18 protein-coding genes are annotated in these 15,606 nt (G+C 50.1%); 1 reads left to right on the plus strand and 17 read right to left on the minus strand.

What is annotated here, in order from left to right:
* Positions 1-31: 31 nt before the first annotated feature.
* The 4 genes from B6A39_RS12895 to phaR all read right to left on the minus strand — a co-directional run bounded on the left by B6A39_RS12895 (position 32) and on the right by phaR (position 3,265).
* Entirely contained in the window at positions 32-904 is an 873-nt protein-coding gene (locus tag B6A39_RS12895) for a phosphoribulokinase (protein ID WP_038476906.1), read from the minus strand.
* Entirely contained in the window at positions 904-1,356 is a 453-nt protein-coding gene (locus B6A39_RS12900) for an acyl-CoA thioesterase (protein WP_083006331.1), read from the minus strand. Before B6A39_RS12900 ends, B6A39_RS12895 begins: the two co-directional genes overlap by 1 nt.
* Positions 1,357-1,408: 52 nt before the next feature.
* Positions 1,409-2,695 (minus strand): phosphoribosylamine--glycine ligase, encoded by a 1,287-nt coding sequence (gene purD / locus B6A39_RS12905; RefSeq protein ID WP_083006333.1) that lies wholly within the window; start codon positions 2,693-2,695, stop codon positions 1,409-1,411.
* A 96-nt stretch (positions 2,696-2,791) separates the two neighbouring features.
* Positions 2,792-3,265 (minus strand): polyhydroxyalkanoate synthesis repressor PhaR, encoded by a 474-nt coding sequence (gene phaR / locus B6A39_RS12910; protein ID WP_083006335.1) that lies wholly within the window; start codon positions 3,263-3,265, stop codon positions 2,792-2,794.
* 134 nt (positions 3,266-3,399) lie between these two features.
* Between phaR and B6A39_RS12915 the strand changes: the two genes are divergently transcribed.
* Positions 3,400-4,110 carry a 16S rRNA (uracil(1498)-N(3))-methyltransferase gene (locus tag B6A39_RS12915; RefSeq protein ID WP_083006337.1) on the plus strand — a complete coding sequence of 237 codons (711 nt, stop codon included), beginning with the start codon at positions 3,400-3,402 and terminating at the stop codon, positions 4,108-4,110.
* A 56-nt stretch (positions 4,111-4,166) separates the two neighbouring features.
* Here B6A39_RS12915 and rloA3 read toward each other — a convergent pair whose 3' ends face one another.
* From rloA3 to hemH, 13 genes are all read right to left on the minus strand, one after another.
* A complete protein-coding gene (rloA3, locus tag B6A39_RS12920; RefSeq protein WP_083006339.1) occupies positions 4,167-4,721 on the minus strand; it encodes a retropepsin-like aspartic peptidase RloA3 in 555 nt (184 codons plus the stop codon).
* A gap of 76 nt (positions 4,722-4,797) precedes the next feature.
* A complete protein-coding gene (locus B6A39_RS12925; protein ID WP_156886230.1) occupies positions 4,798-6,054 on the minus strand; it encodes a lytic murein transglycosylase in 1,257 nt (418 codons plus the stop codon).
* A gap of 68 nt (positions 6,055-6,122) precedes the next feature.
* Positions 6,123-6,569, minus strand: a complete 447-nt coding sequence (locus B6A39_RS12930) for a DUF3429 domain-containing protein (RefSeq protein ID WP_083006341.1) — start codon at positions 6,567-6,569, stop codon at positions 6,123-6,125.
* Positions 6,570-6,618: 49 nt separating this feature from the next.
* A complete protein-coding gene (locus B6A39_RS12935; protein ID WP_083006343.1) occupies positions 6,619-8,040 on the minus strand; it encodes a DASH family cryptochrome in 1,422 nt (473 codons plus the stop codon).
* Positions 8,024-8,200, minus strand: coding sequence for a DUF2256 domain-containing protein (locus B6A39_RS12940; protein WP_198036716.1), 177 nt, complete (start codon positions 8,198-8,200; stop codon positions 8,024-8,026). The genes B6A39_RS12935 and B6A39_RS12940 overlap by 17 nt, the downstream gene beginning before the upstream one ends.
* 241 nt (positions 8,201-8,441) lie before the next feature.
* Positions 8,442-8,846 (minus strand): monovalent cation/H(+) antiporter subunit G, encoded by a 405-nt coding sequence (gene mnhG, locus B6A39_RS12945; RefSeq protein WP_083006347.1) that lies wholly within the window; start codon positions 8,844-8,846, stop codon positions 8,442-8,444.
* A complete protein-coding gene (locus B6A39_RS12950; protein ID WP_083006349.1) occupies positions 8,839-9,108 on the minus strand; it encodes a monovalent cation/H+ antiporter complex subunit F in 270 nt (89 codons plus the stop codon). Before B6A39_RS12950 ends, mnhG begins: the two co-directional genes overlap by 8 nt.
* Positions 9,108-9,581 carry a Na+/H+ antiporter subunit E gene (locus B6A39_RS12955; RefSeq protein WP_083006351.1) on the minus strand — a complete coding sequence of 158 codons (474 nt, stop codon included), beginning with the start codon at positions 9,579-9,581 and terminating at the stop codon, positions 9,108-9,110. Before B6A39_RS12955 ends, B6A39_RS12950 begins: the two co-directional genes overlap by 1 nt.
* Entirely contained in the window at positions 9,578-11,179 is a 1,602-nt protein-coding gene (locus tag B6A39_RS12960) for a Na+/H+ antiporter subunit D (RefSeq protein ID WP_083006353.1), read from the minus strand. Before B6A39_RS12960 ends, B6A39_RS12955 begins: the two co-directional genes overlap by 4 nt.
* Positions 11,176-11,523 (minus strand): Na+/H+ antiporter subunit C, encoded by a 348-nt coding sequence (locus tag B6A39_RS12965; RefSeq protein WP_009721692.1) that lies wholly within the window; start codon positions 11,521-11,523, stop codon positions 11,176-11,178. Before B6A39_RS12965 ends, B6A39_RS12960 begins: the two co-directional genes overlap by 4 nt.
* 18 nt (positions 11,524-11,541) lie before the next feature.
* Positions 11,542-11,973: a Na+/H+ antiporter subunit B gene (locus B6A39_RS12970; protein WP_083006355.1), complete on the minus strand. Its 432-nt coding sequence runs from the start codon at positions 11,971-11,973 to the stop codon at positions 11,542-11,544.
* Positions 11,966-14,314 carry a putative monovalent cation/H+ antiporter subunit A gene (locus B6A39_RS12975; protein WP_083006357.1) on the minus strand — a complete coding sequence of 783 codons (2,349 nt, stop codon included), beginning with the start codon at positions 14,312-14,314 and terminating at the stop codon, positions 11,966-11,968. The genes B6A39_RS12970 and B6A39_RS12975 overlap by 8 nt, the downstream gene beginning before the upstream one ends.
* Positions 14,315-14,507: 193 nt before the next feature.
* Positions 14,508-15,590 carry a ferrochelatase gene (hemH, locus tag B6A39_RS12980; RefSeq protein WP_083006359.1) on the minus strand — a complete coding sequence of 361 codons (1,083 nt, stop codon included), beginning with the start codon at positions 15,588-15,590 and terminating at the stop codon, positions 14,508-14,510.
* Positions 15,591-15,606 lie beyond the last annotated feature (16 nt).

Consider the following 15,606-nt stretch of genomic DNA (forward strand, 5'->3'; position numbering starts at 1 on the left):
GGCGAAAACGTACTAACGAGCGAAAACAGTCTTAGCGAAAACGGCGCTGAGAAAGCAAGTGGCGAACCAGGGGAGCTAGGATCAGCTCCATCGCTAACGACATGCGTGCGCCAGGCACCACTAACGTGTGCGGACGTGTCATAAATGAATCTTTTATCATCGCCAATAACCAAGGAAAATCCACCGTTGAGGGATCTCTAAAGCGAATCACTACAAACGATTCTGCATCGGTCGGAATATCCTGAACCTCAAAGGGATTCGACGTATCGACAGTGGGCACACGCTGGAAATTAATGTGGGTACGGGAAAACTGCGGCTGTATGTAGCGCACGTAATCATCCATGCGCCCTAATATGGTATCGATGACCGCTTCCTGGGAATATCCGCGCAGCTTGGTATCACGATCAATTTTTTGAATCCATTCAAGATTCATGGTCGGCGCAACACCCACTAATAAATCTACGTGACGAGCAATATCATACTCTTGTGTCACCAAGCCGCCATGCAGACCTTCGTAAAAGAGTAGATCAGTACCACAAGGCAGTGACTGCCACTCAGTAAACGTCCCTACCCGATAGCCTGCCTCAATTTTCTGCTTATCTTCTGCATGAATGTAGTGACGGAACGTACCCGCTCCATGCTCACCGTACTCAACAAAAAGCCCTTCCAACCGATCAAGCAGATTGGCTTCTACTGCAAAGTGAGAAAGCTCATCTTTACGCTCAGGCTCGTCACGAAAAATCCGCTGGAGATCATCACGGGTATAGCGGTGAAAGGCATCGCCGTCCACCATGGCAGCGTGAACATCTTCACGCAGAAACATGCGCTCAAAGCTGCGACGCACCGTGGTGGTACCCGCACCTGAAGAACCTGTGATGGCAATGATTGGATATTCCCGCGACATTAAGCACCTCTCTCCTGAGCTATCGCCCGAGCTATCGCCTGCACAACGTCATCAGGCACTTTGACAGGCCGCCCTGAAGAAAGGTCTAAAAGAAGCTGGTTAACCCGAGCAGTTGCCACCATCTTCTCGGTTTCTGCATGACAAATGCGGTGATAAACCGTCAACGCTTTGCCTTGTGGTTCAGGGACAGCGGTTTCAATTACCAAAGCATCTGGCCAACGCGCTTCGCTCTGATACTGAACCGCCAAGTCGACAACAACACTCGGGTACCCTTTCATATCCCACTCAGGCAAACCTAGCGCAGCGAACGCATGCACGCGGGCTTCATGTAGCAGCGATACCAAAGCATCATGTCCCAGGTGGCGGCCGTAATTCATATCCGTGACGCGCACCGTTAAAGGATGCCGATGAATAATCGCTGCCGAGGGGAAATCCAGCGTGACACGCTCCATGCCTAGCTCCTTGTCGGTGGTGGTTTAGCGCCAGCGGTATCATCGCTGATCGCTATTTTTCCCGGGCGATAGCACGGAAAGCGATATCACGGCGGAACTCAGCGCCCTCCCAGTGAATCGCTTTGACACCCTGATATGCTTGCTGTTGAGCAGCCGATACCGTGTTGCCTAATGCGGTTACACACAGCACTCGCCCACCTGCTGTTAAGATACTGCCGTCAGCAGCCTGAGTAGTGCCTGCATGAAATACTTTGCACTGCGCCAGGCCTGCTTGTTCCAAACCGTGAATAACATCGCCTTTGCGGTAACTGCCGGGATAGCCACCGGCCGCCATCACAACACCCACGGCTGCGCGGGAATCCCACTCACACTGCTTATCGGCAAGCTCACCCTTAGCGCCTGCTAAGCAAAGCGCGGCTAAATCTGACGTTAACCGCATCAAGATCGGCTGAGTTTCAGGGTCACCAAAACGGCAATTATATTCAATAACCTTCGGATTGCCTTCAGCGTCAATCATTAGGCCCGCATATAAAAAGCCGGTATATGCATTACCCTCTTCAGCCATGCCGCGCACGGTAGGAAGAATAACCTGCTCCATAATACGCGCGTCGACCTCCGGCGTTACCACCGGGGCTGGGGAATAAGCTCCCATGCCGCCCGTATTGGGGCCAGTATCGCCGTCATAAGCACGTTTGTGGTCTTGGCTAGTGGCCATGGGCACCACATTCTCACCATCCACCATAACGATAAAGCTAGCTTCTTCGCCTTCCAGAAATTCTTCGATAACAACGCGCGCACCTGCATCGCCAAATGCATTCGCCTCTAACATATCGCGAATAGCCGCTTCAGCTTCGGCTTCGCTCATCGCGACAATGACACCCTTACCCGCCGCCAAGCCGTCAGCTTTGATGACAATGGGCGCGCCCATCTCGGTTAAGTAAGCCAAGGCCGGCTCTACCGCCGTAAAGGTTTGATACGCGGCAGAAGGAATCTGGTGACGTGCCAAAAAGTCTTTGGTGAACGACTTAGAGCCTTCCAACTGTGCGGCACGCTGTGAAGGACCAAAAATTGTCAGGCCAGCCGCTTGAAAACGATCTACCACCCCTTCAACTAACGGCGCTTCTGGCCCTACCACTGTTAGCGCTACTTGCTCGCGCTGGGCAAATGCTACCAACGCGTCCAAATCAGTTGCTTCAATAGCTACGTTGGTCAATTTAGGCTCAGTGGCAGTACCTGCATTACCAGGCGCTACGAACACCTGTTCGACGTCACTAGACTGCGCTAGTTTCCACGCCAATGCATGCTCGCGACCACCGCCACCTATCATTAAAACGTTCATTATCATCCTTCTCAAACGGGAGTGCCTAGCTGAGATTAGCTGAGAGCGTAACTACGTTAATCGGCGTATTATGCCACAACGACTCAACCAGCGGCGTCAGGAGCTTTTATCTGGCGTGTCGTCATCATCTGTTTGATTAGGCTGATTAGGTTGGTTAAGCGTTTTTTGCCAAAAACGCATATTTTCTTCGGCCAACTCGCGCATAAATTCCATGGGGGAGTGGCGTATCGCTTGTTGCCACTGACTCTGCATGCGCTTTTGCTGCTCCAGCATAAGCTGGGTACCTTGTTCTAAATAACGTGCTAACGGTAAAGGCGATGACATGTCGTACACACGAATCAGTTGGGCAAGCAAATCATTCGAGAAAACCTCGGCTTCACTATCAGCCTGCTCTTGCTCGATAATGATCGACAGCAAAATGGTCCGCGTAAGGTCTTCACCACTTTTTGCATCCTCGACGCGGAAGGGTTCTTCTTCGATAATTAAACGCCGCAGATCCTCAAGCGTAACGTAACGACTTTGTTGAGTATCGTATAACCTACGATTGGCATATTTGCGAATTACGCGCACAGCGCATCTCCTTAAACGCGGTAGAGGCTTTGTCGCCGTTGCTGCTATTGTGCCTGCAACATGCGCCTATGCAAGCCAGCTTAACGGATTAGTAACGTTAGGCGTGTCTTCCTTATGACCAATAGACGACAATCATGAATCTTATTCTGCTTGATCCGAGCGAAGTGAAGGGAGCTAACGCTTACCTTACTGACGCACGACGTATCACCCATTTACGCGAGGTGCACCGCGCTTGTGTAGGGGACGACTACACAGTCGGCCTACAGGGTGGCAAGATGGGGAAAGCGCAGCTAACTGAACTGCACGATACTCAGGCAACCTTTACGCTAGACAACCTGAATGAGTCTCCCCCGCCGCCCCTACCAGTACACTTAGTACTGGCGCTTCCTCGGCCCAGAATGCTGGCACGTACCTTAGAGCATGTCACTGCCCTTGGCGTAAAAAATATTACACTGCTTCATACCAAGCGAGTGGAAAAAAGCTACTGGCAGTCCCCAGAACTCCGTACAGAGAAAATTCATCACCACTTAGTTCTAGGTCTGGAACAAGCGCGGGACACACAATTGCCTACTGTGACAATGTGCAAAGGCTTTCGCCCTTTTCTAGAAGAACAACTGCCTGAACTGCTAAAAGAACGGCGTGGTTTGATGGCACACCCTGGCATGCCAAATGCCTGCCCGCGGAATATTGACGGAAAAATACTTCTTCTTGTTGGACCGGAAGGCGGATTTATTCCCTGGGAAGTTGAAAAACTCCTTGAGGCAGGATGCGAGGGCATGCACCTAGGCCCTCGCATTTTACGGGTAGAAACTGCCGTCACTGCACTTTTATCACGACTTTTTTAATCGCTGATTAGACCCGTATGCAGCATAACGAGACTGATATACTCAGAGAGGCCTGATCAGGACTGTTCATCTTCTGGATCGTGGGGAACATAGGCCGAATCTTCCCCGCATTCAGGGTCTTGAAGGAAGGTATCGCGCACATCTAATAACCCTAGGTGGCTAATTGTGCGACGCCCCAAGAGCAGTGGGTAAATCATCTCTTCACGATCTCGCAGACTAAACTGCTCTTCATATACCGAATTACCCATGCAAACGTCCATTAGCACCACCGGACGCTCATCACGACCACCGGCGCCACGCACCTTTTGCTCTCGGTAGAGGGGACGCTCAATCTGATCGCTAAACGTTTCACCGTTTTCCTGATCCTCGAGTTTCAGGCGGAAGCGAACCCACTCCTCGCCGTCTTTCTCGAACATCTCAATGTCACGAGCATCTAATGAAGAGGTTAGCGCACCGCTGTCTAGCTTCGCTTTTACAGCGATACCCCATGGCTCAATTGATGCATTTTCAACCCAGCCAAAGACTTTCTCATCTGCCTGGATTGCCGTACTCACTGACAATGTACTGAGCACTGCACTGGCAGCCAGCACACCTAAAAAAGTTTTTCCCATTTCATTTCGTCCTTGGTGAGAAGTTTGCCTAACGTGAGACATTCGACTAGCTAAAGAGACTCATCGAAACGAAACATTAACGCAGCCGTTCTAACAACGCCTGAGTGGCAAAACCATCAGGCGTCAACCCTTGGTCACGCTGGAAGGCACGTAAGCCCTCACGCGTATTAGGCCCCATAATACCGTCCGCAGTACCCACCGTATATCCAGCATTATTTAGGCGTTGCTGCAGGGTACGAACATCATCACGCGTCAGTGGTGCCTGATCTCTGGGCCAGGATTGGGCAATTCCGTCACGTCCAGCAATAGCATCCGCCAAAGTAGACACGGCTAGCGCATAACTAGTTGCGTTGTTATAGCGCAAAATTGCCCGAAAATTAGGCCCTACCAAAAATGCTGGGCCATTTGCTCCTGCTGGCACAATTACCGCAGCGCTATCGAATGAGGGGAGTTCACCACTCAATGAGCGCACCCCTTGTGCCGCCCACTCAGCACTGCTGCGACGTTGCGTTTGTGAGTAATCGAAGGAATCAGGCAAACGGACTTCAACGCCCCAAGGCTGGCCGGCCTGCCAACCTGCCCTCGCCAGATAGTTAGCCGTAGAAGCCATGACATCAGGAATACTGCCCCAAATATCTCGACGGCCGTCATTATCACCATCAACTGCATATGCTTCAAAACTACTGGGTATAAACTGCGTATGCCCCATGGCACCAGCCCAGGAGCCTTTCATTTGCTCGGCGGCAATATCGCCCTGATCGATAATACGCAACGCAGCTAACAGTTCACCCCGTGCAAAATCACGCCGACGACCGTCGTAGGCAAGTGTTGCGAGTGACTCAAGTGTCGAGAAATCACCAAAATTACTGCCGTAGTTACTTTCGATACCCCAAATTGCGACGATGATTTCCGCAGGAACTCCATAACGTTGCTGCATTTGTTGCGCGGTATCGCGGTGAGCCGCAAGCTTCTCTAGACCGTTATTAATCCGGGTGCTGGAAACCGCTGTATCAAGGTATTGCCAAATGGGACGAACAAACTCTGGCTGATACTGATCAAGCTCAATGACGCGTTCACGATAGCGAAGACCATCGAAAGCAGAGGCAAGGGTTGCCTCACTGATACCCTGCTGAGCAGCATAGCGGCGAAAATCAGCCAACCACTGGTTAAAGTTGGCATAGCTAACTTGTTCTGACGCCTGTGCATCCACCTCGCTCATCAGTTGCTGATTAGCGACTGCATTAGTGCTTAATGCCCCACTGCCTGCTGCGAGTGCAAACGATAAATACAATGCAGGGCGAATACTCACTGAACCTTTAACTTTCAAAGACATAGCATTAATCTCTTGGCAATCCTTGGCGTGCGTCCGATAATGGCTCAGAAATAGCTTAGATACTAGCCCTACCTACCTAGCCGCAGCAAAACAATCAGATGAAACACCACCACGACGCCAGTCAGTACACAACGAAGCTTAAGATACCAACGTGGAAATCCTTCTCGGCCATCACGACTGAGATCGTAGCCACCGATTAGAACAAATCCTGCCAGTAATACCCATAGCCCAGTCATGACGTTGAACATTAACGCAGGCCAAGCGATTAAGCTGGGCACCATTGCAATGATCAAACGTCGGGTATTACCTGGGCGAGGCACTTGAAGAGCACTCCCCCAATGAACGCCACCCAAAAAAGACAGAATAACTGCACTGTAATAGCTAAAGGCGTATACCGCCGTTACCTGCCATACAGGGGGTGCCCACCAGGCTAGGAGCCCTCCAGCAATAAAGGGTACTAAACCCGCAAGGCCTAGAAACCAAGCAACGCGGCGGTCACTACTTATCTCACTCATATTGCACAACCTATCTTTTGGGCTCTATCGTCCGTGTTTGAGTGAAATCTTACTCATCCGTTTCTTGAAGCTCTGTTTTAGCCACTAACCAACGCTCCCACTCAGCGGGCTCTACGCAAGGAGCATCAAACTTAGAAGACGCTACTCGCCAGGGTTGGTGTCGCTCCATTCCTAACGGAAGCGAATCCAGCTCAGGCAGCCAATAGGCAACGTAAAGCCCGTTTGGATCATAATGCCCTGCTTGCTTCAGCACATTAAAGTAACGGTCTTGGCGGGGATCACGACCAACACCGGCAATATAACGCCAGTTGCCCCAGTTACTCGCCACATCGTAATCAATCAGGCAGCGCTCAAACCACGATGCACCAAGGCGCCAATCGACGTTTAGATCTTTAACTAGAAAACTGGCGACATTTTGGCGTGCTCGATTAGATATCCACCCGGTAACTTTCAGTTCTAGCATGGCAGCGTCTATAAATGGCACGCCGGTTGTAGCGTTGCGCCACGCATCAAAAGCACTGTTAGCGGGCGGTAACTCTTCATGACCAAATAATGCAGCACCTTCCAGTTGAGCCGCTCGATGGAAATAATCTCGCCACATTAATTCGAAAATAATCCAATAACTTGATTCACAGCTCCCGTGGATGGCCTCCCAGTTTTTTACTTCTTGGCAGACTTGGCGTGCAGATAAGCAGCCACGTGCCAGCCAAGGGGAAAAACGTGTGGAAAAATTGGCGCCCAGCAAACCATTCCGGGTTTTCTTATAAGACTCCGCTCCGTTTTGCCTCCAAAGATATTGCTGAAAACGATCGCTAGCTGCCGACTCCCCTCCCACAAACACAAAGCCCTGTCGCTTGTCGGGCTGCCAACCGGCACTCTCTTTGCATACTGCTTTAAGGGGGGGGAACCCTCGAGGAGCAGATTCTGGCCAGGGTGGTAGTGTCACTGGCGCAGGCAGGGGCGCTAAAAACGTACAATGCTTTTCAACACGTCGCCGAAATGCCGAAAAGCTGGGTGGCAACTCACTCAGCGCAAAGGGAAGCTCGTCTTCGGCCATTAAATAACCGCTATCAGCACAAAATAACTGACAGGCCGATGGGAGCTGTTCAACGACCCGAGCAATATGCTGTGACTCTTCATACCCGGAATGCGCTGCTACACGCACTTCTCTTGCACCGAGCATGGCAACAGTCTCTAGCACGATCCTGGCAGGATCACCGATGCGAACTAACAAATCACTGCCACGCTGAAGCAGTTCGCCACGAAGCTCCATCAAACTTTGCCATAAAAAGCGTAGCCGAGCAGGACCCAGCCTAGGAGAAACATCATCGGTAATCGAGCTTTCGAACCATCGTTGGTCTAGTACATAGAGACAAAGCAACTCTTCAGGAGGGGAGTCAAAATGTAACAAAGGGTTATCAGCTATCCGCAAATTATCCTGAAGCCATACAATATCAGTCGTGCCGCTCATGTATTTGCCTCCCTGGTGCGCTGGACTGCTTGGCTTCGCGACGGCAGCGTTCGCTGCAATAGCGCACTTCATCCCAGCAGCGCGCCCACTTTTTCCGCCAAGTAAAAGGACGCTGGCATTGAACACAGTCTTTTTGCGGTAAATCCTGTTTACGTTGCATAGACTCCATCTCGCTGCCTAACACTTACACGCCACACGTCAAAAACATAGACACATTATCCTATACAGTATAACTATTGTATATAAAATGGCGTACATGTTTTGACACGGCACTATTTTCTATCTGTTTTACCAAAGCTTTTCCCCATCCTTCATTCAAGATGCTGAAAATAAAAAAGCCATCCGAGTGGATGGCTTTTCGATGAGATACATCAGCAGGGGGGGACGTTAGAAAATGACAGTCAATCAGGATCTGTGGTGCGCGGATGCCGTTTGGCATTTTCATGGGTTTCTAAGCCACTTTTAAGCTCATGAGTAAGCGGATCATAATTGGGCCTCAGCTCATCCTTAACGGTGCCGCTCCAGAGACGTGAGCCAACAAAATAGCCTGCCCTACCAATAACATGGGCGGCTATCGGTGCCGTTATTAAAATAAACACAATAATCGCGAACGAGCGCGCAACCACACCAACTTCGGCAAAGTGCATGGCTGAGGCAAGCATAATTAAAATAACGCCAAGCGCTGCAGCCTTAGTAGTCGCGTGCATTCGGGTCAGTAGATCCGGTAACCTTAGCAAGCCGATGGCAGCAAGCAACATAAAACTCGACCCGACTATCAACAGCGTGCCTTTGATAAACTCAATCATCTCGCGGCCCCCCTCGTTCCAGAAATCGAGCAAACCCAATGGCTGCTAAAAAACCCATCAGAGCAATCACGATTGCCGCATCCAGAAAACTTGCCACACCCGATTGAATAGCATACACACCAACTAAGCCCACCACGGTAGTGGAAAACAGCTCAAGTGCAACGACGCGGTCGGGTAAGCTGGGGCCACGCACGACACGTACGAAGGTCAGTATAAGTGCCAGCCCCATAATTACCTGGCTTATCAGAATAACGGTATCCATTAACGAAATAGCTCCAGTGCACGATGTTCCATCTCTTTTAAATTATTTCGAAGCTCTTCTTCATCATCCAAAAACATGGCGTGGATATAGAGCACTTTCCGATCGTCAGAGACATCAAGACTTAACGTGCCCGGCGTTAGCGAGATCAAATTAGCCACCATGGTAATTTCCATCTCAGTATGCGCAGAAAGGGGGAAAGCAATAACACCGGGCTTCATATGCCAGGGTGGTGTCAATATGTCGAAGGCAACCCGAAGGTTCGCCTGCACTAGTTCCTTAATAAAAAAGCCAACAAACCCGATAATCCTCGGCACACGAGCCGGATAGCCTTTTAGTGCATCGACTTGAGGTTCGATTAACAACAACGCTATATAGCCGAAAATCATCCCCACCAGAAGATTAAGCCCGGTAAAATCGCCACTTAATAGCACCCAAGCTAAGCCAAGTAAAAGGTTCCAGATCGCACCAGTCATGGGGAGTCCTCCGTACGGTCACCTATTTGCTCCGCCTGCAACTCAATCGGGTCAAGCAATGCAGCTTCAGCGCTTGCAGAGACGCCCATTACAGCCTCAATGTAACCTGATGGGGACATTAACTGATCACCAATTAGGGTCATCACCTGCATCATTGGCTCAGCAAAAACACCTATTAATAACGACATCATGGCCAGCACAATGACCGGCGTATACATCATCCATAGGTTTGGTTTTAGTAATCGACCGTCATCACCAACGGAGGTTTGGGAGGCAGGTACATTGTTTTCTTCTGGCAAGGCTTTCCAAAATACATCGTTCCAAATTTTCACCATTGAATAGAGCGTCATGAGCCCGACTGCCAGTGCAAACCCTGTCGCTACATACGCCTCTGCTTCCAGGCCAGCTCGAACTAGCACAAACTTGGCAAAGAAACCTGATAGTGGAGGAATGCCCGCCAGCGAAAACGCCGAGATAAAGAACGCCACGGCTAACCAAGGACGCTCTCGATAAAGGCCACCCATTTTTTTAAGCTGATAAGTACCTTGCAGACGGTGGGTAATGCCACTGATCAGGAACAGGTTCGTTTTAACAACGATGTTATGCACGATGGCGAATACACCACCCGCAATCGCTAGCGGTGTGTAAAGCGCCAAGCCCAGAATCATGTAACCAATCTGGCTGACTATATGGAATGAAAGAATGCGCCGGAACTCATACTGAGCGGCAGCACCAAGCACGCCAGTGACCATCGTTAATACAGCGCCCCAAAGCATTATGTCCTGCAGATACCCCATCGTTTGATCGAAAATAAGGGTGAACACACGAAATAATGAGTACACCCCCACCTTTGTCAGCAAACCAGCAAACAGTGCCGATACCGCTACTGGCGGCGTGTGATAAGAGGCAGGCAGCCAGAAAAAGAGCGGAAAGGCAGCAGCTTTAATACCAAATGCCACCATAAACATAACGGCAAGCACCTCGACCATCCCACTATGCTCTGCCTCATCCATACGCAGCGCGATGTCAGCCATGTTTAGCGTGCCTACCGTGCCATACAGTAGCCCTACAGCTGTTAAAAAAATCACCGAGGCCAGCAAGTTCAACGTGACATATTTGATAGCGCCTTCCATCTGCGCCCGCTCACCACCCAAAATTAACAGTGCAAAAGACGCCACCAGCATTACTTCAAACCAAACATACAGATTGAAAATGTCGCCGGTTAAAAAGGCTCCCGCCACCCCAGCTAACAGCAAATGCATCAGCGGATAGTAGCCAAATTTTTCATGCCCTCGCCCAGTAGTGGCTAACGAATAAACCCCCATTGCCAAACCAATAATGCCCGTCATTAAAATCATGACGGCACTCAACATATCGGCAATTAGCGTAATACCAAACGGAGCTGGCCAGCTGCCCATCTGCATGGTGATGTAACCATCAGCTAACACAGCAACAAACAGCCATATACTCACTAGCAATAGCGCCACATTACCCGCTACCGCGATAAAGCGCTGGACGGGACGAGAACGCCAAAAAAGTAATGAAAGAGCGCCAGAAAGCAGTGGCAGCAGGACGGGCAATGCAACTTCAGGCCTCACGTGTCTGTATCCTTCATTTTGTCCAAATCATCTGCCTTTACAATTTCGTAGGCACGGCGAATTAACACGACAGCAAATGCCAGCACCCCAAATGCAATGACAATAGCTGTCAATACAACGGCTTGGGGTAATGGGTCTGCTACCTCGCCTAATGGCTGTAACATGCCCTCCGGTATTAATGGCGGCGCTCCACGCGTCATACCTGCTGTGGTAAAAATCAGCAAATTGGCAGCGTTCGAAAGCAGCAGCAGGCCAATCACCAACTTCACAATAGAGCGACGTAACATCATAAAAATAGCGGCGGCGTAGAGTAGCCCTATCGCTAATGCCATTAGCGGTTCCATACGGGGCCTCCTGAGTTACTAAGGTTCATCCTTATCCACCTCCATCAGCGCCATCACCATTCCCATCACCGAACCAAGTACCGCAAGATAAACCCCAACATCGAAAATGAGCGGTGTAGACGCTTTAAAATCGATCACGGGGATAGTCCACCACTGAGCAGTTAAAAACGGTTGATCCATAAACCAAGCTGGCACCACCGAAATCATCCCCAGCAGCAGCCCAACCCCAATTAAGTCGCGTGGATCAACCATACGCAGCACATCTTTGGTGGCACTAACGCCAAAGGCAAACAGGTAAAGCGTGAAAGCCCCTGCTGCTACTAGCCCAGCAATAAATCCACCACCGGGTTCATCGTGTCCACGCAGCAATAGGAAAATTGAAAACATCAGCTGTAGCGGCATCAAAAACCGCGCCGCAGTGTTGAGAATAATGGTGCCGGATTTAACCATCGTAGGGCTCCTTAACACTGGCTTTTTCGCCATCTACTGCCTTGCCTTCATCTGTGTCGTGACGCAGTTTAAGCATGGCGATAACCCCAATAGCAGCGAGCGCAAGCACAAACATTTCACCTAGCGTGTCGAGGGCGCGATAGTCCACCAAGATGACATTTACGATGTTGCGACCATAGGCAAGAGGTGCACTATTTTCGATCATATACGCTGAAATCGGCTCAAACTGGTCGATACTCCATGCGGTCATAATTAGTAGGAAAATCAGAACCCCCATCGTCGCCGCTACAGCACCATCGCGAATTCGTTCAAGGTTGGTAGATAGATTAGAAAAACGAGGCAACCTGAAGAGCACCAAAACCAATAAAATAACGGTTAGCGTCTCAACCAGAAGTTGGGTAATGCCTAAATCGGGAGCACTGAAGAGAATAAAAATAAGCGCAATCGAGAATCCCATGATGCCGACCGACACCACAGCTCCAAGACGTGAACGGGAAATGGTGGCAAACAAAGCCCCCATTACCATGGTGCTAGCGACAATTACCTCATGGAAGCGCACGTCCAGCGTTAATGCCAGCTGGGGTGCATGGCGCACAAGTATTGAGTTACCAATCAAAACGATCAGCACCACCAGCATGACGAGAATATAGTTGCGCATATAACCGTTTTGCAGCAGGCGTGTTTGCCATTCGGAAAAACGCACAATGCTATTCATCAGGCCCTCATAACCTGCTTCAGGGCCATGCCGCATTAGCGGTGCCAGCATCGCTAGCTTACAGCGCACAGCATCCCAGCGTTTAAACAGTAAAAAGCCTAGTCCAAGACTGACGATCGACATAATTAGCGCCATGTTAATGCCATACCAAAGCGATAATGAAACCGGCAACGACTCGCCCGCCACTGCTGTTGCGGCTGAAGTAAGTAACGCATCGGCCCCTAACATGGCTGGTGCCAGCCCTAACACAAGTGAACCAAGCGCCAACACCGCGGGCCCAACTAGCATACTAAAAGGCGCTTCATGGGGTGTTTTGGGGGTTTCAATTTGCCGACCATAAAAAGGACGGAAGGCGATAATGGCAGCCACCGCAATCGTCAGAATAGCGGCCAGAAAGGCAAATAAGACTAACAACATTTTAAAACGCTCTGCCCCCAGCGCCGCCTCTAGCATCAACTCTTTACCAATGAAGCCAAATAGCGGCGGCACACCTGCCAGTGACAGTGTCGCGACACAAGCAATCACCGCCGTGATTGGCATGGCAGACTTCAATCCGCCCATTGCGGTGACGTCTTTGGTGCCAGTTTCATGGTCCAAAATACCTGCGACCATAAACAGCGCCCCTTTGTACATCGAATGGGCAAGCAAAAACGTAACAAATGCCGTCATGGCGTACTCAGAACCAATGCCTAAAAGCATGGTTAACGTGCCAAGTGCCATAATGGTGGAATAAGCCAATAGCTTTTTAATATTGGTGTGATAGATCGCCAAGAAGGCACCTGTCAGCATCGTAGTAGCACCGACAACCGACAATATTCCGACCCACAGCGCTGTACCACCCAACTCAGGTTGTAAGCGTGCCAGTAAGTAAATACCCGCTTTGACCATAGTGGCGGAGTGCAAGTATGCCGATACAGGCGTCGGCGCCGCCATGGCGTTGGGTAACCAAAAATGAAAAGGAAACTGGGCTGATTTTGTAAATGCACCCAGCAGCAAGCAAATGAGCATAGGGGTATAAAGCGAATGCTCACGGAGATCGCTTTCCATTTGACCAATCTCATAAAACGACCAGCTACCGCTTGCTACTCCCAATAACACCAAGCCTGCCATCAGTGCCAATCCCCCGGCAACTGTCACAAATAGCCCCTGACGCGCGGATTTTCTTGCCTCCATATCGGTATGGTTAAAGCCAATCAGCAAATAAGAGGTGATGCTGGTTAATTCCCAAAAGACGAAAAGCGTAAGCAATCCATCGGCAAGCACCAGCCCCAACATAGAGGCCATAAAAGCTACAAGCGCTATATGAAAGCGCGCGATATCGGCATGGCCTTTGAGATAACCACCTGCATAAATCAACACGAAAGTACCAATAACGGTAATCAGCAGCCCGAATAACAGTGACAGCCCATCAAGCAGAAAGCTCAAGCTGATACCTAATGACGGCACCCAAGACCACTCCAACAGTAGCGGCCCTTCACTTATAACGGCGGGAGCCTGACTTAATAGCCAAGTAGCCATCAAGGCAGGAAACAGAGCCAGCACTAGGCTCGTTCGTTCTCCAAACCAGCGGTTGAGCAAAGGCGACGACGCTGCCAGCACAAAGCCCATTAATACAGCGAATTGCATCCGGTGGTTTCTCCCTGTAAGAACATGTCAGTTAACCCTAAGGCAGCAGCAACATTGAGCAGCCCTAAGCGTTGAATAAATGTGACTTTTAATGCACAGACCTTATACCAAGGTTGGTCAAAATTCTAGAAATCTAGGACCCATAAAAAAAGCCGCCTTAGTTAAGCACCTTGGCGGCTTAAGACAAAACGCACTATTTGGAAACGGAAAGCCACCCCGCCAGCTCGTTGTTAACAACCGCTAGCAAAGCATCAATGTGATCGTCTCGATCATTCAAGCAAGGAATATAACTAAACGTCTCGCCTCCTGCTTCCATAAAACTATCGTGAATCTCTTCTTTAATCTCTTCCAGCGTTTCAACACAATCAGAAGAGAATGCAGGCGACATAATCGCAATGTGCTTGTGCCCTTGCTTGGCAAGCTCAGCCACATGATCGACAGTTTGCGGGCCTACCCACTTCTCTGGGCCGAACTGAGACTGGAAGGCGGTATCTACCTCCTCTTTGCTCAGCCCTAGTTTTTCACGCATTAAGCGCGTCGTTTTCTGACATTGACAGTGGTAGGGGTCACCTTCTAATAGGTAACGCTCAGGGACACCGTGGTAGCTAGCCACCAGTTTCGTCGGACGCGTTTCAAAGCCCTCATAGGCTTCCTGAACAGAATTCGCTAGCGCTTGAATATAGGAAGGGTGCTCAAAATAAGCCGGCACCGTACGAATATAGGGCTGCCACTTCATTTTCATCAGCGTACGAAATGCCTGATCATTTGCAGTCGCAGTGGTAGGCGAGCCGTACTGAGGGTAAAGCGGAAAAAAAACAATCCGCTCACAGCCCTTCTCTTTCATACGATTAAGGACACTTTCCGTCGACGGATTGCCATAGCGCATACAGAAATCAACTTCAATGCTATCACCATAGAGTGCTTTCAAACGTGCGGCCATTTTTTCAGTTTGAGCACGCGTCGTCGTCAACAACGGGCTCTCATTTTTCTCGTTGTTCCAAATACTTTTGTAAGCGTGGCCAGAAGAAAATGGGCGCTTGGTCAAAATAATCAGTTGCAAAAGTGGTTGCCACTTCCAATTGGCATAATCGACAACACGCTTATCAGACAAAAACTCATTAAGATAGCGCCGCATAGACCAATAGTCGGTTGCGTCCGGGGTGCCCAAGTTAGCCAACACCACGCCCACTTTTGCAGGGGGAACGGCAGGATGATCACTTGGCGCATGGGCCAAGCGCCCTTCGCCCGGCTGATCTTTCACAACGCTATCGACCATGTCGCTAACTCCTCAG

The organism is Halomonas sp. GT, assembly GCF_002082565.1.
Classification (GTDB): domain Bacteria; phylum Pseudomonadota; class Gammaproteobacteria; order Pseudomonadales; family Halomonadaceae; genus Vreelandella.